This window comes from Wolbachia endosymbiont of Armadillidium arcangelii (assembly GCF_040207875.1).
Taxonomy (GTDB): domain Bacteria; phylum Pseudomonadota; class Alphaproteobacteria; order Rickettsiales; family Anaplasmataceae; genus Wolbachia.
Map to the genome: position 1 here is coordinate 873440 of NZ_CP157942.1, position 18856 is coordinate 892295.

The window sequence follows — 18856 nt, forward strand, 5'->3', positions numbered from 1 at the left end:
AGAAAATATTATATGTATGGTTCTTTTCGTGGAAAGAAGTCTAGACTATGAAGTAGGGAAAAAGTAAAAAATTGGAGGTTAGAGCGAGGTTATACTCAGAAAGATTTAGCAGAGAAAATTGGTGTAAAGTACTGGGTAATACTGCAGTATGAGAAAGGAAACCGTAGAATTTCAATTGAAAGGTTATATGCTATAGCTGAGGCACTATCAATCAGTATTACGGATCTCATTCCTGTATCAAAAATCTGTTTTGAAGATGACGGAGAGGAAATATTAAATCTAGTAAGAGAATATAAAAAGATTAACGATCATGAGTTACGTAGAATGTTTTGTTTGCTAACCAAATTTGTCCAAGTCAGTGAAAAAAGTAGTAGAAAATCGGAAAAAATAAAAATTGCAAAGGGTCTGGTTAAAGCAGGAATTTCTGTTGATATTGTTTCACAAGCAATTGGCCTCTCTGCTGATGAATGTATTGAAGAAAAAGTTGGTTCTATACACTGCCAAATAGGAAAGAAGATAAAAGAATGGAGGCTAGTGAGAGAGTATGCTCAAAAAGATTTAGCAGAGAAAATGAATACAACACGTCACGAAATAAGCAACTATGAACAAGGAAGGACTTCTGTTCCACTTGATAAATTACATGGAATAGCAAAGGTGTTATCAATTAATATCATGGACCTACTTGAACTAACAGGAGATGAGATAGAAAATAAGCTACCTGATTTGGTTAAAGAATACAAAGAAATTGAGAGCCAAGAACTACGTAATGCATTAAGAGAGTCTCTGTTTGAAGGTATAAGGATTTGTGAAGAAAAAGTGAGAAAAGCGGAAAGGATCAAAGCTGCAAAGGATTTAGTAAAAGGGGGAATTCCTGTTGATATTATTTTGCAAGCGGTAGGTTTACCTGTTGATATAGTTTTAGATGGGTAGCTCGTGGAAAAATTATAGTAATAGAGTTTTTTTCTTAAATGGAGGTATATGTGTTTGTTTCTGCAAGCAATGTTAGTTATGGAATAGGGCAAAAAATAGAAAATTGTAGGTTAATGCGAGGTCATACTCAAATAGGATTAGCAGGTCAAATAGGTTTAACATACCAAGAAGTGAACAGCTATGAAAATGGCTATAGCGCTATTCCTGTTGAAGTATTATATATAATAGCAAAAGCATTATCAGCTACTGTTACAGATCTGCTACCTGAATCAGTAATAGTAAGAGAGTATAAAGATGAAGACGAAGAAATACTCTATCTAACAAAAATATATGAGAATCAAAAGTTAGGCAAAATAGTACCTTCATTAGTCAGGTTTGTTCATATTAGCGAGAAAATCAATCAAGAGGAGGCAAGATTAGAAGTAGCAAAAAATCTAGTTAAAGAAGGAGTTTCAGTTGACATAATTTCCCAAGCAACCGGCTTATCTATTTACGAGTATGATAATACAGAGAAAGAAGTCTGCACTGATTCTATATACTACAGAGTAGGGCAAAGAATAAGAGAATGGAGATTGATAAAAAGGTATACTCAAAAAGATTTAGCAAACAAAGTTGGTTTAACACTCAAGGAAATACACGAGTATGAAATAGGATACACTGCCATATCATTTGACAAATTATATCAAATAGCAGAAGGATTATCAGTGAATATTAAAGTTCTGCTGCCTAAAACAAGGGAAAGCAAAAAGCTATTGAGTTTAATGGATGAGTACAGAGAACAAGAATCATTAGATGCGTTAGTTAAATCTCTATCTGAAGATATGAAAAGCGGCAAGGAAAAAGTTAAAAAAGCAGAGAAAGTCAGGGTTGCAAAGAATCTATCAAAGGCAGATATTTCTATTGACATTATTGTGCGAGCAAGTGGCCTAACTGCTGATGATTGTGAAAATTGAATTGACTTGAATTCTGGATTAAAAACAGGGTACTCAGAGATATTATATTAAGATATAAGCAAAAGTAATTGTTTATTTAATAAATCTATTTGCCATCTCTGAAAATTTGCTTAGATTTCGCTTGTTCAACAGATACCTCTTCTAGTTTTTCTGGCTCAGCTTCGGGTCTTGCAGCCAATTTGCATTGTTTGATAACTTTCTTTAACGTTTTTACTGCAATAAAATTAATACTGAAAACACATGCCGAAGTTATGGCTAAGGCTGGAAAAGTGGCCAAATTAAACATCGGCAAAATTGCCACAATCGTACCAGATGTGAGTAAAAGCGCTAACTTTTTGCTTCCAATGATCTTATTTTTTTTAACCTTTATTGGGTTTAATTTTTTTACTTTTCCTTTTAGCTTTTTGAAGCCTTTTTTGAACGTATTGCCTCTTTTCAGCTCTTTTTCTACGGGTTTTGTTTTTAAGCTTTTTATTTTTTCTTTTATTCCTTTTTTATCTTTTTTTGCTTTAGAGGTTTTCTCCATCATCTTTAGAGGTTGCTCATGTAGCGGTTTTGGCTTATCGTTTGAAGTTTTAGCTTCTTGGCCATTAGTATATTTTTCGGACGAAACTATGTTTTTTAAACCTTTCTTTGCTTTGTGGTATAATTTCTTTAGTTTGCTTGGCATTTCAAAAATTTATCTATTACTTCCTGGTTGTCCTCTATCATTGCATTTGCTTCTTGCTGAAGACATTTAATATTTTCAGGTGTTACATTATCCATCTCAGCCGACGCTATTGTCAGTTGTGATTGTATTCTTATATATCTGTCGTCCATTACGTTACCTAGTTGATAATTCACTACATCAAGGCTCGAAGCAAACATCACATTTAATAGGGGCTTTATCCAAGCTATTTTCCCTAATTTCCTGTACTTGATTCGATTAGATAGCCGACCTGTGCCAATTGACACCAGAATGATCTCTTCATTAGGGAAAAGTTTTTTACTGTTTGCATATGCACATGCCGCTGGATTATTAGCAAAAACCCCGCCATCCACTAATACCATTTCCTTTTGGTTGATTTTAAGATATTTAGGTGCAAAGTAAGTAGGTGCTGCAGTTGCTGCTCTTAATACATCCCTTAATTTAATAAAATTCCTATCCTCTTTCCAGCTTTTGAAGAAAAATGGGCAGTTATTGTGAATATCGTAACTCGTAATCAACACATTACTTAAAGTGTTTTTAAAGACATCATCGCCAAAATATTTATGAAGTACATACTCAATATTTTTATGTGGGTATTGTGTACAGTTAAACCAAGATAATATTGATCGCCTGAAGAATGAAGATTTAAAAATATATGACCCGTATTCTTGGTAAAACTCAACTAAATCATTGGCTGAATATTGAGGTTTATCTTTTTTACATAATCCTGCCACAACAATCCCACCGGTTGAGGTTCCTGCCACTAAATCAAAGATTTCAGCTATCGGTTTCCTTGCCCTCTTTTCTATTTCTGCTAGTATAATGGCTGGTATGATGCCTCTTATGCCTCCGCCATCAACTGAAAGGATGTATTTGGTCATGGTGTGTCCAGGAAAGGTGAATATGTTCAGTGGGAAAAAGCCCACCAGGATAAAAGTCGGAGTCCTGTAACTGGGGTAGCAGTATTACGGGAAACCAAGATACTGAAGCCTACCGACAACATTATAGTAAGAATAATGGTGAATCATCAGGCTGTAACGAGAGTAAACACATAAGTGACCTCGAAAAGTACAGAACCGAAGGCTGAACCTACCATGGCTTGGTGAAGGCAACATGGGCAGTTGAAACCCGAATGATACAACTGAACCACTTTGGCGGGGTGATAGTGACAGCATGATGATAAGGACATATGAGCAACTGGAGAAGCCCTCCTCGTCCCAAGGAGAAATACCTTGGAGTGGTAGGTTCTATAACTAGATAAACTAGGAAAAGAAACCGAAGATGAGAGGGTGGCGGATGGGTGCGTAGTAGCGAAGAAGTGAGGTAACTCTCACGGAGCAAAGGCACCCTACTAGTAGGAATCTTTTGACAAAAGGAAGGTAAAGGTAAAAATGATAAAAATACCAATAAAATTACAAGACCTGAGAAGAAAGATATATACCAAAGCAAAGGCAGAACCGGAATGGCGATTCTGGGGAATCTATGTTCATGTCTGCAAAATGGAGACACTGGAGGAAGCCTACAAGCTAACGAAGAAGAGTAATGGAGCACCAGGAATTGATGGAGTGACATTCGAATCAATAGAAGCAACAGACTTAAGAGGGTACCTCCAACAAATAAGACACGAGCTAATAACCAAAACCTATAGCCCAAATAGGAACCGGAGGAAGGAAATACCAAAATCTGAAGAAAAACTCAGAATGTTGAACATACCCTGCATCCGGGATAGAGTAGTGCAAACAGCACTAAAGCTAATAATTGAACCAATATTCGAATCTGACTTTCAGGACGGATCATATGGATATAGACCAAAAAGAAAAGCGTGTGAAGCAATAAGCAGAGTAGCAAAAACAGCAATCGAAGGCAACACAAAATGTATTGACCTAGATCTGAAATCCTACTTTGATAACGTGCGACATCATATTCTTATGGAGAAAATTGCAAAAAGAATAAACGATAAAGAAGTCATGCGCTTAATTAAGCTAATCCTCAAGATAGGAGGAAAACGAGGAATAGCACAGGGATCACCAATTTCGCCATTACTGAGTAATATATACCTAAATGAGGTAGACAAAATGCTAGAGAAAGCAAAAGAGGTGACTAAAGAGGGAAAATATCAACATATAGAATACGCCAGATGGGCTGATGATTTAGTGATACTGATAAGTGGACACCCAAAATGGAAATGGCTAGAAAAATCAGTTTACAAAAGGGTACAAGAAGAATTAGCAAAACTAAAAGTAGAAGTAAATGAAGAAAAGACAAAAGTAATCAATCTAAAAGAAGGAAGAATATTCAGCTACTTAGGATTTGATTTTCGAAGGAAAATTACAAGACAAGGAAAGTGGAGCATACAAACAACACCACAGATGAAAGCACGGACAAACCTAATACGCAAGTTGAAGGAAATATTTCGCTGCTATAAGTCGCAACCAATAGGAAGAGTGATTCATATCATTAATCCAATATTGAGAGGGTGGGTAAACTACTTTAGGATTGGACACTCAAGTCGAACCTTCAGGTACGTGAAACAGTGGGTAATGAAGAAAGTAAGACGCAACTTAATGCGAGCCAGAAAAGCAAAAGGATTTGGCTGGAAGAAGTGGAGTAACGAATGGATATACCGAACGCTAGGTTTATATGAAGACTACAGAATAAGGTATTACGTTCCGAAAGCATTACCAGCACAATATGCTATAAACTTTGGTAAAGAAACTACTAGGAAAGCGTAGTGCGGAAAACTGCATGCTGCGTTTGATGAGGCGGGAGCTGGAAACGTAAATATGGGAATTTGGATTGAGGCCCATGATGAAAAATAATGGATCAGCCACCAAACCCTAAAGAGGCGCGCCAGTTCCCGACCCTACGTTAGGTATTTATTGATTTTATTAACTTGTTCGCTTTTTGTCCATTTCTTGCCAACTTATATGCTCTTGCTCCCTTGATTTTCACTGCTGAAAATTGAGGAGGAGTTTGTGTTATCTCACCAACAAAATCCTTAATCGCACAATTTATTTGATTATACTGAGGTTTTATAGTGCTGGTTCTAATAATATCACCATCTAAATCGTCCGTAGTTGTTTGCCTTCCCCATTTGATTGTGAAATTGTATGCCTTTAAGTCGCAGGATAAATACGGTATAGTTTTTGTTGCTTCATCAAGAGCAATCGGTAACACACCTGAGGCCAAAGGATCAAGTGTTCCCAGATGACCAGCTTTTTTTATTCCAAAAATCCTTTTAACTTGGGTTACAGCTTGCGCAGAACTAATTCCTATTGGTTTGTCAAGATTCAGCCAGCCATTTACCATATATCAATCTTACATAATTAGTAACAATTTAGAAAGTAGATAAAATACTAAGTTGTTAATAAAATGCTTGACTAGCGTGCATTATTGATATATGATTAATTTTTTATTAACCTTAATAAGGAGGAAGTGATTATGACTACAAGTATATGGAAACTAAAAAACATAGCACCTATAACAAAAATGGGTATTGAAGGTACAGTTGCACTTGCATCTTTAGCGGGAGCAATAACAGCAATATTAATTGCTACTAAAGTAATTGCTGGCCCTGCATCTTTAGCACTTGTTGCTGATCCTGCTGGAATTGTAGCTCTATTTACTGTGGCTGCATATTTTGCCTTAGTAGCTTATGCTTCATATCAGCAAATGCATAAGAATGAAGAAATAAGTGAAGCTAAAGCAGGCGCTAAAACAGAAGTTGAAGAAAAAATTAAAGATTTAGCTACTAAAGATGAGTTGAATAGCAAAGCTGACAAGTCTGACATTGAAACTCAATTGAATAGCAAACTGAATTCAAATGATCTTGAAGGCAAAGTTAGAGAACTTTTACCTGCTCTCTTAGTAAATCCTGATGTTGCTAATGTGAATGCTGAAAACGCATTGGCAGACATTTAATAAATAAATTAGTATGACTGGAGGTAGGTTTTCTACCTCTTTTTTTCTCCTTTCATTTGAATATGTAAAGGTTAAGGCAATCTCACTGCCATTAAGTTAAGGGAAAGAGAAGTTAAGATTGGACAAAAAATTTGAAGCGATTGATAATTATGGTAAATACTAGGGTGAATTTTTAAGAAAAGGGAGTCTGAAAAGTGCAAGTTATTTAAAAAAGTAATAATTGCAGGTTATTTTGCAAAGAATGTACTAATGCAATGATACTGAAAAGATATCTTGAATTTAAAACACATGTTTTCTAGCTCTTTTCTGGTAGTTGAGTGAACGAATATCAGATATCTTATGACGATCAACTCTTCTCCCTTTTCTTACCACTAAAGTGTTCATCAAAAATAACTGTGATAGTCGATCCATAATGCAGTCTATGTCTGACTCTGTAGAAAAAATATCAAAGGCTAAGTTTTTAATCGCATTAAATGAGACAGATTTATTGATGCTTTTTTTTAGTTTACTATTCTGTGCGCTCAATGTCTCTTCATCATCTTCTATCATGATACTTTCTAGATTACTGATGAAGATAGTTGACCAAAAATCCTGCTTGATAGTTTCAATACTTTTTCCTGTGAAATTCTCTAAATTTAATCTTCCCTTCAGCCTAGAAAAAAATGTTTCTACTCCCCAGCGCAAGTAATATAATCTCTCAAACTCTTCGACTGTAAAACTTTGCTCATCTAACAGAGATGTTACTAACACTTCAACTTCTCCAGAAGAAAGTATTATTTTGACTAACCTGAATTTCATCTCATCAGGTAATCCTAGCTTTCGTAGCTGTCTTGCTACTTTAATAGGTGCGGTAGACACTACCACCATACTAGATGGGCTTTCCGGCTTAAACATAGCGTTTATTTCATTGAAAGACGAACTTGGACAGCGAATTATATAATTGATTTTCCTTCCTGTAAGCTCAGCAAGAAATCGATAAGATACGTATCCTCTATCACAGATTAACAAATCGTCTGATTTTATGGATTCAAGCATACCGATCGCTAAATCAACCTCATAGCTGTCACCTCTACTTAGCACAGATTTTATTGCAATATTATTTAGCACATCGTAGCAAACTTCAAAGGTTGCACTTGTATAGTCTTCAAATCTCTGGATTCCATTCCATACTGCTCTTGAGCCAAACTCGCCTATTATTTTGTCGCTCTTTGGCAGAATCAGTATTGAAGCATCAAATGCAAGTACTCTGAAGCCATGGTGGGTTTTAAATTCCTGATCTTGGTAGTATAGGGAAACTATATCATCATTTAACTCTGAAAACGCAGTATGCTTTAGCTTCTTTCTTGCTTGAGTAAATGCACTTGCCGTAATTGTGTAATCTTTTCTTGTATGCAGAACAAACTCATTAAGCATTACTTGTAATGACTTTACACTCTTTCTAAAAATCAGGAGAAATACATTAATGAAGGGCAGCTTTCTTTTTCGTGAGAAGTCTTTTGAGGATGCTCTGTGTGCGTTTATAAAGTTTAAACTCATCAATTTATTTTTTATAAACATGATTATTCTTTTTTTTACTCATGTCATTACTTCTTTTAATTTGTGGATCTTACCTGATTTTACAATACAGTCCATCACTTTCCCTTAACTTAATGGCAGTGCTCTTGGTACAGCTTTAAGTTATGCATGCAGATTGAATGAGGTACGTGTTGCAGAATTAATACTTAGGTATGTTGATAAAATTGATAATGAAGATGGACATACTCCTTTACATTGGGCCGCTAAAAATAATCATTTTAATATAGTAGAAACTCTATTGAATAGGGGAGCAAATATTAATGTAGTAGATGAATTGAAAAGAACTCCTTTACATCTTGCTGCTATGGAGGGTCACAAAGATGTAGTAAAAATTCTGTTAAATCAAGGAGCAGGTGTTAATGCAGTAGATAGATTTAAAAAGACTCCTTTAATTTTGGCTGCTTACAAGGGCTGTACAGAGGTAGCAAAGGTTCTAATAGAAGCAGGAGCTGATGTTAGTATTCAAGACAATCAAGGTAATACTTTCATAAAGAAAACTCTAGTAGAGTTAGAAAAACTTTATCGTAAAGTTTTTCTTCATTATGGACAAACTTGTAGTTTTATGTACGCAGATTATTTTGATGCAACGCCTGTTATCTCAGCCGAAATTAGGGGGAAAATTGAGTGGTGTCGTTTGTTATTAAAGCAAGAGGCTAATATTGATAGTTATGAATTTAGCAGTATTTATAAGTGTATTATAAGTATTCTTGAAGATAAAAATTCTGATAGAAAACTAATTGGTATAGGTGAGTTAATTGACTTATTACAAGAACACTATTATGAACTAAGTGATAGAAATAAAAGTATTCTTAAAGATAATTGTCCTGACGATTTTGAGATTTATGGAAAAATGGAGCAGATGCTATCTTGTGAATTTCCCACAATATACAGGGTTATTTTATTGTGTAATGAGCGTCCAGAAAATGTTTTAAATCTATTAAAAAATCGCGATAACAGAGACCGACTAAAGGAGGAGCTTAAAGCTTATCGAAAAAATTGTTCGTATGCACCGTTTCCTACATATGATTGGCTTAAAAATTATCTCCCTTTTAGAATAGAATGTAAAGAAAGAGAGATAAAACGTGAAATAGGACGTAAAGAAAGAGAGATAGAAGAAAATATTACGCGCGGTAAGTTTGCTGTTGTATCTTCTCAAAAAGAAGGAGAAGAAAGGAAAGATGAAGTTGTCTTCCGTGCTGATAATATGCTGTATAGTATTTTAACAAATATGGATAGTAATAATAATTCTTCAGGAAAAATAGAACATATAGTATATAGACAAGCTGATATATTCAAAAAAGAGTTAGAAAAATTTGACAAAAAGGACTTACAAAATATAGCAGTTGCATCTTTGATCCGTCAAAACATACCAGATGCAGAAAATAAGGATTTACAAAATATAGCAATTGCATCTTTGATCCGTCAAGACATACTAGATGCAGAAAATAATGCTAACGGTATGATCCTCTGGAGTGAACACAAAGGAAAGATTGTCCTAAGTGTTGTTGGGCTATGTATAGCTGGTGCTATTGCAGCCTGTGTGTTGGCGTATCCTGTAGCTGCACTAGCTTTAACAGTTTTAGCAGCAGCTATATTAATGGTCGCTGGTATTGTCAAAGCTTGTGAGAAATCAGAAGATCCAGGGACGAAAAAGTCAAATGTATCTGTTTCTATAGGCAGTGGAGAAGCAGCTCGTTCATTTTTTTGAGCTTTGTAGTATTATACAGCGCAAAACTTAAACAAGTCAACCCAATTCCGCCAACTACTGCTATGATATGCATTTTCAGGACATAGGATACAACGCTGCTTACTAATAACACTGTGCCAGCAACACCAGCCAGGATTGCTTGTCTTTGCCGTGTTAATGATTTTTCATCTGCAGCATCAAAACATGGTTCAGCGGGAGAGGGGCTTTCAGGAACATTAGGCTCTTACGCAATAATTTTGAAGCTCTGGGGTCGTTTCACATGCAAGTTAAGATTATCACTATTTTTATTATATAATTAAGTATTTAGCACTAATTTCTCTCAATTTCTGGCACATCGATCTCCTGTTGCTTTTGTAAATTAAGATGCTAAGCCGAAAACCTTTTCATCTGCTCACTCCATAACATCGGTATTTTTCTCAAATCAACTAACTTCAAACCTCTTGGTTGTTTTCCACTCACTATGTCTTCTTTAATCTCTGGTGCTAAATAATTCAGCCTTAAAATTTGTTGTATTCGTCTTGTACCTATATTAATTTTTGCACTCAACTCTCCTATGCTTCCATATTTTCCTTCCTCTAATTGACGTTTCCACAAATGAGCTCTTACCACTGCTTTCAGTAGCGCATTATTTGTTTTCCCTTCTGGTTCGATTACTGTGCATTTGTTCCTTTCTTTTTTAACCACATTGGTATAAATGTCTTTTCTGACTCAGAATGCACTTCTATTCCATCTTCTTCTATCAATACTGTTCTTATTAGCTTTTTCATTACTTCTTTCTGCTTTCCAAAACTTAAATTTTTCCATTCTTCTGCTTTTTCTCCCCATTTTTCATATAAATCTTCTACTCTCTTCATCACTTCTTTTTCCACTTCTCCTGCTACTACTGTTCGATTTACTGATTCACAATTTTTTCCCCTTAAATGATTGTTGCATACGTAATATCGATATCTCTTATTCTCTTTTTTTGCATACGTCAGCGTCATATTTACATCACAGCTCTTACATTTAATTATTCCCCTAAGCAGTGCTTCCTCGTATTTCGCCTTTCTATATGGTTGATTCTTTATCAATTCCTGTGCTTTCTGCCATTTTTCTTCTTCTATTATCGCTTCATGCTTTCCCTCATACTCTTTTTCATAATGCCTGATTTTTCCCACATATATTGGATTTGTTATTATTCTTCTCACCGTTGCCTTTTTAAAGATATCAGACCTTGTTCGATATCCTTCTCTGTTTAACTCCCTTGCCAATTCTGCCATTGATTTTAGCTCCAAATATCTTTCAAATATATGCTTCACTGTTTTTGCTTCTTTCTCATTTATTACTAACTCTTTATCTTTTACATCATACCCAAATGGCAAAATTCCTCCCATCCATAATCCTTGCTCTTTTGATGTTGCTATTTTATTTTTTACCCTTTCTACGATCATCTCTCTTTCTAGTTGTGCTGCTCCTGATAACACTGTTTGTACGAACTTTCCCATTGGCGTATTATTTGTCAAATATCTGCGTTACTGCTACAAAATTTACTCGGTGCCTTCTAAAAAATGATGTTACATCTATACTGTCTTTTGTTTCCCTTGATAACCTGTCTAATGTATATACTACTACACAATCTACTTCTCCTGCCTTTACATCTTCAAATAATTCCTTTATTGCTGGTCTTTCTAAATTTTTCCCTGAAAATCCGCCATCATCGTACCTTTTCGCCAATATTACCCAGCCTTCTCTGCTCTTTATGTACTTTTCACATGCTACTCGCTGCGCGTCCAAGCTATTAAACTTTTGTTCTAGTCCATCTTCATTTGATTTTCCTCTTTTAGCATTCTCTCTCCTCAATTTCCACTTTTATCACGCATGTGAATATGAGGAAGAGGCCGTTCTATGATTACTCATATTGGTTTCCTCTTCCTCTATTCCCAAACCCGGCGTGCACCTTTCGTTATACACCGGGCTTTCCAATGTTTTATGCGCGTAGTCGGGGTAGCGTAGCTTAACCAAATCATGACGACCTACTTTAATATCTGCCATCAGCATGATATTCAACCACCGATACCTTGATCTGTTCTCCATTTTCTGCCTGTAGCGTTTACAGAGAACTCTCCGGGATGTATCTGGGTTTTTCTTCTTTAACCATCTCCATAACCTGTTCCACACATAGTGATCCAGTGCTGAAAAAACACATTTAGCATTATGACAATGGCGATAAAAATTTCCCCAACCCCGTATTATTGGGTTAATCATGCTAATGATCTCTTCCATAGAGAGATGTATATATTTTCGTAGTGTTTTCTGTTTGATTTAGTACCGAAAGTCTTTAATTTTTTCTTTCGGTATTTCTACTCGAGACCAATATCCCCACCTCTTATCCCACCTAAGACGTATGCGGTGACTAAGGAATGTGAACCCTTCATCTAAGCGCGTTACTTTGGTCTTTTCTTCAGACAAGGATAATTTTAATTCCTCGAGAAGAACTTCCCTTAAACGTGCCTTTTCACGCATAGCATCTTCTTGTGTACCGTTTACCAAGATAACAAAGTCATCTGCGTAGCGGATAGGAAGATAAACTGGACGTCCAGCTTTACGCTCTCGGTGGCGATATATTCGCAAAGCATCTACAGGGCGTTTATACGGAAGGCCATTTTTCTGTACTGGGTACTTCACATACTGACCATATGAGTCTTCAATTCTTGATAGACTAATATTTGCCAGCAGAGGTGATAATACCCCGCCAACAATGTTGCAAATTTTTCTTTTCTTCTCGATTATTTCCAGGAGAGTTTGGTAGCTCTTTTACACGAAATACCACATTTACGTCCTCAAGGTTAATTTCAATTCTCTTGACTAACGTTCTAATAATATCACGTTTAGTTAGCCAGCCTGCGTTATCAAGGTTTGATGTAATATTGGAAGAAAAGTCTTCTAAATTGGTTATAACCAAAGTTAATTCCTGTTTTAATTTCTTTTGATCGAATATCCTTTTCTTCTCCTCTTCAATTGTTTTTAAACTTTGTTTCATTGCTTTAATTCGTGGTTCAAATTCTTCTTGATTATTGAGCATAACTATCAATAAGTCTAGCAATACCACGTTTTAATTTATTTTCTTGTTTCTCTAGTAAATCGCTTTTTTGATCCCATGATGATTTTTTAAGCTCTGAAAGTCTACGCCTGTATTCTTCCAAAACCCTATTTGGATTTTTCAATAAATGCTTAACCTCTTCCCACACGGCTGTTTCTAATGCATCTGTACGAATGTGTTTATTATCACAAATTTTATTACCACCAAAACGGTAAGAATCTCTACCTATACAACGATAATAAGCATAATGATCAATTTTTTCTCCTCGCTTATTTCTTACAGGACTTCCGTAATATGCATAACGACAACGCTTACATACTTGTAGTGAATGTTTTGCTCCTCTTTCTCTTGTCCTTGCTATTTTTCTATTTTCAGCTAATTGTTCTTGAGCTATATCAAATACATCTTCGTCCACTATATTTGGCACTTTAACATAAATCCAATTTGCTTTTTCAACAGAATAGGTAGAGTAATTATCTTTCGGTTGTTCACAAGAATGTTTCTGTGGTCTGATATGTTGTACCTACTTTTGTTTTACCAAAAGCCGCTTGTCCTTTGTAAGCAGGATTTTTTAACATACCCCAAATCACACTTCTATCCCAGCACTTTTTTCCTGTTCGTGTTATAATAGACATAGTGTTTAGCCGACGACACACTTCCCCAACTTTCTCTTCCTACCCACAAAAATACTTTCCTAACAATATTAGCTTCTTCTTCGTTTATTTCAAATAAAGCTTGTCCTCCTCCCATATATTTATCTATATAACGATAACCATAAGGAGCTCCTCCCATTACGCTTACACAACCTTTATTAGCTGCGTAAATCTTTCCGCGACGACTTCGTTCCATAATTTTCGCTCGTTCATATTCTGCTATCATACCTTGCATTTGTAACAGTAACTGAGATTCTGGATTATTGTTAATCTCATAATTTAAGAAAACCGTTTCTGCTCCTGCTTTCTCAAATTCTTCAAATTTGATATGCATATTTCCTAGATAAGCGATCAGGTGAATGAATCTATCAATTTTACCTTCTGTTACTTTATCATGTAATTTTTCTAGATCAGGACGGACTAACACTGTAGCCATTGTCAATAAATTTATACTCACTTGTACCCATCCGTACTAATTTGCTTCTCTAAAGCTGCAACTTGACTTGCTATTGTATTTTCTTGTGCTTGTTTCCCTGAAGAAACTCTTGCATATAAACTCACTGTTACCATTTGATCCTCCTTGAATCCCATTTTTATGTTTTAAATTTTTTTGGCTTACTTGCTTTGACACGGCTTTTTCATAAGCATCTAACAAATACTTTTCTGCCAACTGGTTAGTTTCATAGCTACAGCTAATCCGTATAGCTAATCTCTTATTCCCCATGAACTTTCCTTGAAATAATATGTTCATATCATTCATTGAAACTGATGGTTAATTGATTGTTGGCACTATAAATAAATGGCACTCTTGTTTTTGGACATAGAAGTTTTCGAGAAATGCTTTTCTCTAATTTTACGTTTTTTGCAACATTGTTGGCGGGGTAATCTCCCCTGTACTTGCTAACTTGACCCTTGATGGTTTCGAAAATGTTATCAGTAAACATTTCGGGAACAAGAAAACGCAAGAAATATGGTGCGCACGTGATTCGCTACGCGGATGACTTCATAGTAACTGGAAAATCAAAAGAAATTCTTGAGACTAAAGTTAAAAGGCTAGTAGAGGATTTCCTCAGCGACAGAGGGTTAACTCTATCCACAGGAAAAACCAAGATCACACACGTAGAACAGGGATTTGATTTTCTAGGTCAGACAGTACGAAAGGAAGATAATCATCAAACCTTCAGCAGAAAGTACAAACCGACTTCTGAAGCGCATCCGGTGCTTGATTCGTAAGAACTGCGCAGCAACCCAAGAAAAAGTAATAGAACTGCTCACACCTCAAATTCGAGGGTGGGTCTATTACCACAGGGGAATATGCGCAAGAAAAGCTTATGAGAAAGTGGATTCTGAGATTTTTAAAGCCTTATGGCAATGGTCAAAACGCAGACACCCTAATAAAGGCTTACGCTGGATTAAGGAGAAATACTTTAAAACAAAAGAAGCCAGAAGATGGTGCTTTGCAGCGCTGACTAAGAATAAAGGTACAGTTGAGTGGAAGGAACTCTTTCAAGCAACAAGCGTACCAATTCGTCGCCACAAGAAAATTCAAGCTGAGGCAAATCCCTACGATAAAGAATGGTATGCCTACTTTGAAAAACGTAGATCAAATAATCCTTCTCTTTATGAGGATGATAAGATATGATTAATGTTAATCCTAGTAAGGAATTTGAAATGCCAGAATATTTGAAGGAAGCTGTTGCCGGTTCTCGAGAAAAGGACTTAAGATGGCTCGAGCCGTATGAAGGGAAACTGTGCGCCGTGGTACGCATTAAGAAATACTTAGCGGAGCTAAGCGGGGTTCAGAATAAAGGGCCTCGAGGTGAACAACTAACTTTAACCCGAAAGGGAAGGAGGACAAGAGCATGTATGTAAAGCGAGAGTTATCTGAAGATGTGTAAGATAACGGCTTGCAACACCTGATCAATATGGTTAAAGCTAAACTGCTTGAATTCCAATCTTCAGGGGTGGAACTTCACATCCATGGGTATCACATTTAAAACCCCATGTCTACAGTAAGCAAAGATTAAACTTTCGTCTGTGTGACATTCTGGCTGTAGAACGATAAGTAGTGAACTTATTTAAGAGGATGAATAGAAAACCTAAGTTGATCTAGAACAGTTCTTAGTGACGGAACATGGGATGACCTAAGGAATGCGAGTTCTATGGTTACGGAGTCATCGTAGTAGTCGTGAAAGTAACGAATCACCGGGGAGTGTGGGAAAGCCACATACAGGGCAAAGGGTGACAGATAATCGAATGTTGAAATTGGGAGGTACGCAGGCTGAAACAATACTTAACATTATACGTGAACGTGGACAAAGAAATTTGCCGGTTAAAAACGTATATCGCCTACTTTATCAGCGTGATCTTTACCTTCGAGCGTATGGCAAACTTTGTTGTAATAAAGGTGCTATGACAGAAGGTGTGACAACTGAAACAGTTGATGGTATGTCTTTGGAGAAAATCGATAAAATCATAGAGGATCTACGCTATGAGCGATATCGGTGGACACCAGTAAAACGTATCTATATTTTAAAGAAGAGTGGTAAACGCAGGCCGTTAGGATTGCCAACATGGTCAAATAAGTTACTTCAAGAAGTAATCCGATTAATATTGGAAGCCTACTATGAGCCTAAATTTAGTGAATGTTCACATGGATTTCGACCAAAGCGTGGATGCCACACTGCATTAAGAGCAGTAATGCAAAAAGGCAGAGGTACAAAATGGTTTATAGAGGGAGATCTCAGTGCATGTTATGACTCAATTGATCATACTATGTTGTTGAAAATACTGAGTGAAAGCTTCCAAGATAACCGTTTTATTCAGCTAATCAATCGACTGTTAAAAGCAGGATATATGGAAAATTGGAAGTACAATAAGAGTCATAGTGGGGTACCACAAGGTTCTATTATTGGTCCAATTCTGAGTAACATATTACTCGATCGGTTAGATAAACATGTGGAGCATATACTAATACCAGCAAATAACCGAGGTAAGCGAAGAAGGACAAATCCAAAATATTTAAGGTTAACCATGCAAGTATCGATGATGAGAAAACAAGGGAACTGGGATCAAGCAAAACAACTGCGTCAATTAGTGCAGAGTATGCCATCTAAGGATTCTTGCGATCCAAATTATCGACGTCTTTGGTATGTTAGGTATGCTTTCTAGTAGGGTTTGCAGGACCAAAAAATGAAGCTGAACAAATTAAAAATGAGATTGCTAAATTCCTCAATGAGGAGCTCAAACTTATGCTTAATGAAGATAAAACGCTTATTACACACGCATGTGATAGCAAAGCCAATTTTTTGGGTTATGAAATACACGTCTTGCATGCAGATGATAAACATGATCATCGGACACAACGATGTATTAACGGTAGTATTGGGTTACGTGTACCACATCATATAAAGCAGAAAAAGTGTTCTGAATATATGCGTTGTGGAAAGCCTATACATTTACCTCAACGTACACTTGATACAGCTTACAGTATTGTTGCTCAGTATCAAACTGAATATCGAGGAATTGTACAATATTACAAAATGGCCTACAACCTTCACACACTAAGTTATTTGAAGTATGTGATGGAAGTATCATTAGTAAAGACTTTAGCATCTAAATACAAAACAACTTGCAGGAAAATTTATAGAAAATTTGGTGCGATGATTGAAAACGATGAAGGTGAAAAACGAAAAGTCATCCAAATCAGAGTAGATCGTTTATCATCAAAGATACCATTAATTACACACTTTGGTGCTGTACCACTAAAATGGAATAAATGGGTAAGCATAAGTGACAACCTTATACCAATATGGAATAAGCGTAGTGAAATAGAGCAAAGACTATTGGCACAAACTTGTGAATTATGTAAATCACAAGAGCAGATTGAAGTACATCACGTACGTAAACTTGCTGATTTGCTAGGTAAACGTAATACTGAGCTACCGAAATGGAAAAAGAGAATGATTGAACGACAGAGGAAGACTCTTGTTGTTTGTCATGAATGCCATAAGAAAATCCAATATGGAAAATATGATGGTGACTCCTTAAAACGTTAGATTATTGGAGAGCCACGTGATACGGATGCGTGATTCGGAGAGGGGTTGTTGGAAAAGTACTTAACAAGTAACTCGCTGGCTGCCCACTCTACTTCAAGTACGGTTCCTAGAGGAGAGTTTAGTGGAAAATATCTCAGTCCACTAAACTCTTACTCGTTCAAAAGAATATTTGGCACTGAAAAAAATAAAGACATTCTTATCCACTTTCTCAATGACATTCTAGGCCTTACTGATGAAGCTAAAATAGAAAATGTGCAGTTTCTAAATCCCATTCAAAATCCTGATATTGCTGCTAAAAAGGAAAGTATTGTTGATGTATTGTGTAGAGATTCTAAAGGTGTTCAAACAATTGTTGAGATGCAAGTCGCTAGAACTACTGGCTTCGAAAAACGTGCACAATACTATGCTGCCAAAGCCTACTCAAGTCAAGCTGACGTAGGTGGTCAATATCAAGATCTGAAGGAAGTTGTCTTTATTGCTATCACTGATTTTATCCTATTTCCTAATAAACCAGAGTACAAATCCGATCACGTTACTCTTGATAGAAAAACATTTGAACATGACCTGAAGGACTTTAGTTTTACTTTCATAGAATTACCGAAATTCCCAAAAACACAAGAAGATCAATTAGAAAATATAGTCGAAAAGTGGTGTTATTTTTTTCGTTATGCAGGAGAAACAAGGGAAGAGGATCTAGATAAGATAGTTGGTAGTGACGTAATAATAAAACGAGCTTATGAAGAGATGAATAAGTTTAACTGGTCAGAAGAAGAATTACTAGCATATGAGCAAAGGAAAAAACGTATAATGGATGAGATTGCTGCTTTTGCTGAAAAATTTGATGAGGGGTTTAGATTAGGTCAAGAAAAAGGTAGACTAGAAGGCATCCAAATCGGCCATGAAAAAGGTAAAATTGAAGGTAAAATTGAAGTTGCAAAAAACTCACTCAAGGCCGGTGTTTCTATTGATGTTATCGCTGAAATCACAGGCCTTTTGGTAGATGAAATCAAAAAGTTAAGGATTTAAATTTTATCCATTAAACCCTTGAGCTTGAGAAGAATAATTAGAACTTGATATACCTTCTGAATATCTTGTATGAGCTCTTCTCTTATTGTTTTTTTTCTGAGCAATCCATCTATACAAGCAGATACGTTCAAAAACCTTCATAATTCCCGTGTTTTATAGCAGTTTTCATGTTCTTTTATAAAAACTCTTTTTGGTTTGCAAAATATCCCAGGGCTTTTTTTAAAATGTCTCTTTCTCTCGTTGCCAGCTCTTTCTTTAAATCAAA

17 protein-coding genes and 4 pseudogenes are annotated in these 18856 nt (G+C 36.0%); 9 read left to right on the forward strand and 12 right to left on the reverse strand.

Going from position 1 to position 18856, the window contains the following annotated elements:
- The first annotated feature begins 16 nt into the window (after positions 1 to 16).
- Positions 17 to 930, forward strand: a pseudogene (locus tag ABLO99_RS04350) (helix-turn-helix domain-containing protein).
- Between the two features lie 38 nt (positions 931 to 968).
- Entirely contained in the window at positions 969 to 1883 is a 915-nt protein-coding gene (locus ABLO99_RS04355; protein WP_410543662.1) for a helix-turn-helix domain-containing protein, read from the forward strand.
- Between the two features lie 85 nt (positions 1884 to 1968).
- On the opposite strand, the gene ABLO99_RS04360 is transcribed toward ABLO99_RS04355, so the two are convergent.
- Positions 1969 to 2553 carry a hypothetical protein gene (locus ABLO99_RS04360; RefSeq protein WP_349966875.1) on the reverse strand — a complete coding sequence of 195 codons (585 nt, stop codon included), beginning with the start codon at positions 2551 to 2553 and terminating at the stop codon, positions 1969 to 1971.
- On the reverse strand, positions 2538 to 3452 hold the full coding sequence (locus tag ABLO99_RS04365; protein ID WP_349966876.1) for a patatin-like phospholipase family protein: 915 nt from the start codon (positions 3450 to 3452) through the stop codon (positions 2538 to 2540). Before ABLO99_RS04365 ends, ABLO99_RS04360 begins: the two co-directional genes overlap by 16 nt.
- Positions 3453 to 3962: 510 nt before the next feature.
- Between ABLO99_RS04365 and ltrA the strand changes: the two genes are divergently transcribed.
- On the forward strand, positions 3963 to 5303 hold the full coding sequence (ltrA, locus tag ABLO99_RS04370) for a group II intron reverse transcriptase/maturase (RefSeq protein WP_349966878.1): 1341 nt from the start codon (positions 3963 to 3965) through the stop codon (positions 5301 to 5303).
- 163 nt (positions 5304 to 5466) lie between these two features.
- Here ltrA and truB read toward each other — a convergent pair.
- A pseudogene (gene truB / locus ABLO99_RS04375) lies at positions 5467 to 5880 on the reverse strand (tRNA pseudouridine(55) synthase TruB); the annotation flags it as partial.
- 132 nt (positions 5881 to 6012) lie between these two features.
- On the opposite strand from truB, the gene ABLO99_RS04380 reads away from it, so the two are divergent.
- Positions 6013 to 6492, forward strand: a complete 480-nt coding sequence (locus ABLO99_RS04380; protein WP_349966880.1) for a hypothetical protein — start codon at positions 6013 to 6015, stop codon at positions 6490 to 6492.
- Between the two features lie 279 nt (positions 6493 to 6771).
- Here ABLO99_RS04380 and ABLO99_RS04385 read toward each other — a convergent pair whose 3' ends face one another.
- Positions 6772 to 8049 (reverse strand): IS4-like element ISWpi18 family transposase, encoded by a 1278-nt coding sequence (locus ABLO99_RS04385; RefSeq protein WP_349966866.1) that lies wholly within the window; start codon positions 8047 to 8049, stop codon positions 6772 to 6774.
- 133 nt (positions 8050 to 8182) lie between these two features.
- Between ABLO99_RS04385 and ABLO99_RS04390 the strand changes: the two genes are divergently transcribed.
- Positions 8183 to 9775, forward strand: a complete 1593-nt coding sequence (locus tag ABLO99_RS04390; RefSeq protein ID WP_349966882.1) for an ankyrin repeat domain-containing protein — start codon at positions 8183 to 8185, stop codon at positions 9773 to 9775.
- Between the two features lie 366 nt (positions 9776 to 10141).
- Here ABLO99_RS04390 and ABLO99_RS04395 read toward each other — a convergent pair.
- The 8 genes and pseudogenes from ABLO99_RS04395 to ABLO99_RS04430 all read right to left on the reverse strand — a co-directional run bounded on the left by ABLO99_RS04395 (position 10142) and on the right by ABLO99_RS04430 (position 14098).
- Positions 10142 to 11614, reverse strand: a pseudogene (locus ABLO99_RS04395) (recombinase family protein).
- A gap of 12 nt (positions 11615 to 11626) precedes the next feature.
- A complete protein-coding gene (locus ABLO99_RS04400; RefSeq protein ID WP_349966883.1) occupies positions 11627 to 12037 on the reverse strand; it encodes a group II intron maturase-specific domain-containing protein in 411 nt (136 codons plus the stop codon).
- A 39-nt stretch (positions 12038 to 12076) separates the two neighbouring features.
- Entirely contained in the window at positions 12077 to 12550 is a 474-nt protein-coding gene (locus tag ABLO99_RS04405; protein WP_349968465.1) for a reverse transcriptase domain-containing protein, read from the reverse strand.
- A complete protein-coding gene (locus tag ABLO99_RS04410) occupies positions 12474 to 12836 on the reverse strand; it encodes a hypothetical protein (protein ID WP_349966885.1) in 363 nt (120 codons plus the stop codon). Before ABLO99_RS04410 ends, ABLO99_RS04405 begins: the two co-directional genes overlap by 77 nt.
- The gene (locus ABLO99_RS04415) at positions 12826 to 13269 is read right to left on the reverse strand and encodes a zinc ribbon domain-containing protein (RefSeq protein WP_349966862.1); all 444 of its coding nucleotides are present in this window, start codon (positions 13267 to 13269) and stop codon (positions 12826 to 12828) included. The genes ABLO99_RS04410 and ABLO99_RS04415 overlap by 11 nt, the downstream gene beginning before the upstream one ends.
- 73 nt (positions 13270 to 13342) lie before the next feature.
- A complete protein-coding gene (locus ABLO99_RS04420) occupies positions 13343 to 13489 on the reverse strand; it encodes a recombinase family protein (protein WP_153295385.1) in 147 nt (48 codons plus the stop codon).
- Positions 13449 to 13964 (reverse strand): recombinase family protein, encoded by a 516-nt coding sequence (locus ABLO99_RS04425; RefSeq protein ID WP_349966864.1) that lies wholly within the window; start codon positions 13962 to 13964, stop codon positions 13449 to 13451. The genes ABLO99_RS04420 and ABLO99_RS04425 overlap by 41 nt, the downstream gene beginning before the upstream one ends.
- Positions 13961 to 14098, reverse strand: coding sequence for a hypothetical protein (locus tag ABLO99_RS04430; protein WP_153295389.1), 138 nt, complete (start codon positions 14096 to 14098; stop codon positions 13961 to 13963). Before ABLO99_RS04430 ends, ABLO99_RS04425 begins: the two co-directional genes overlap by 4 nt.
- Positions 14099 to 14434: 336 nt before the next feature.
- Here ABLO99_RS04430 and ABLO99_RS04435 point away from each other — a divergent pair, with 336 nt between their 5' ends.
- From ABLO99_RS04435 to ABLO99_RS04450, 4 genes and pseudogenes are all read left to right on the forward strand, one after another.
- Positions 14435 to 14740 (forward strand): reverse transcriptase domain-containing protein, encoded by a 306-nt coding sequence (locus ABLO99_RS04435; RefSeq protein WP_349968467.1) that lies wholly within the window; start codon positions 14435 to 14437, stop codon positions 14738 to 14740.
- On the forward strand, positions 14730 to 15149 hold the full coding sequence (locus ABLO99_RS04440) for a group II intron maturase-specific domain-containing protein (protein ID WP_161794193.1): 420 nt from the start codon (positions 14730 to 14732) through the stop codon (positions 15147 to 15149). Before ABLO99_RS04435 ends, ABLO99_RS04440 begins: the two co-directional genes overlap by 11 nt.
- A gap of 614 nt (positions 15150 to 15763) precedes the next feature.
- Positions 15764 to 17565: pseudogene (locus ABLO99_RS04445) on the forward strand (reverse transcriptase domain-containing protein).
- Positions 17566 to 17730: 165 nt separating this feature from the next.
- Complete coding sequence (locus ABLO99_RS04450; RefSeq protein ID WP_410543681.1) at positions 17731 to 18591, forward strand: Rpn family recombination-promoting nuclease/putative transposase; 861 nt, start codon at positions 17731 to 17733, stop codon at positions 18589 to 18591.
- The last annotated feature ends 265 nt before the right edge of the window (positions 18592 to 18856 follow it).

Coding starts and splice junctions, on each gene's coding strand:
- ABLO99_RS04400 (WP_349966883.1), bottom strand. CDS start 12,037: ATGGAAGAGATCATTAGCATGATTAACCCAATAATACGGGGTTGGGGA.
- ABLO99_RS04380 (WP_349966880.1), top strand. CDS start 6,013: ATGACTACAAGTATATGGAAACTAAAAAACATAGCACCTATAACAAAA.
- ABLO99_RS04435 (WP_349968467.1), top strand. CDS start 14,435: ATGTTATCAGTAAACATTTCGGGAACAAGAAAACGCAAGAAATATGGT.
- ABLO99_RS04385 (WP_349966866.1), bottom strand. CDS start 8,049: ATGTTTATAAAAAATAAATTGATGAGTTTAAACTTTATAAACGCACAC.
- ABLO99_RS04430 (WP_153295389.1), bottom strand. CDS start 14,098: ATGGGATTCAAGGAGGATCAAATGGTAACAGTGAGTTTATATGCAAGA.
- ABLO99_RS04420 (WP_153295385.1), bottom strand. CDS start 13,489: ATGTCTATTATAACACGAACAGGAAAAAAGTGCTGGGATAGAAGTGTG.
- ABLO99_RS04360 (WP_349966875.1), bottom strand. CDS start 2,553: ATGCCAAGCAAACTAAAGAAATTATACCACAAAGCAAAGAAAGGTTTA.
- ABLO99_RS04410 (WP_349966885.1), bottom strand. CDS start 12,836: ATGCTCAATAATCAAGAAGAATTTGAACCACGAATTAAAGCAATGAAA.
- ABLO99_RS04355 (WP_410543662.1), top strand. CDS start 969: ATGGAGGTATATGTGTTTGTTTCTGCAAGCAATGTTAGTTATGGAATA.
- ltrA (WP_349966878.1), top strand. CDS start 3,963: ATGATAAAAATACCAATAAAATTACAAGACCTGAGAAGAAAGATATAT.
- ABLO99_RS04365 (WP_349966876.1), bottom strand. CDS start 3,452: ATGACCAAATACATCCTTTCAGTTGATGGCGGAGGCATAAGAGGCATC.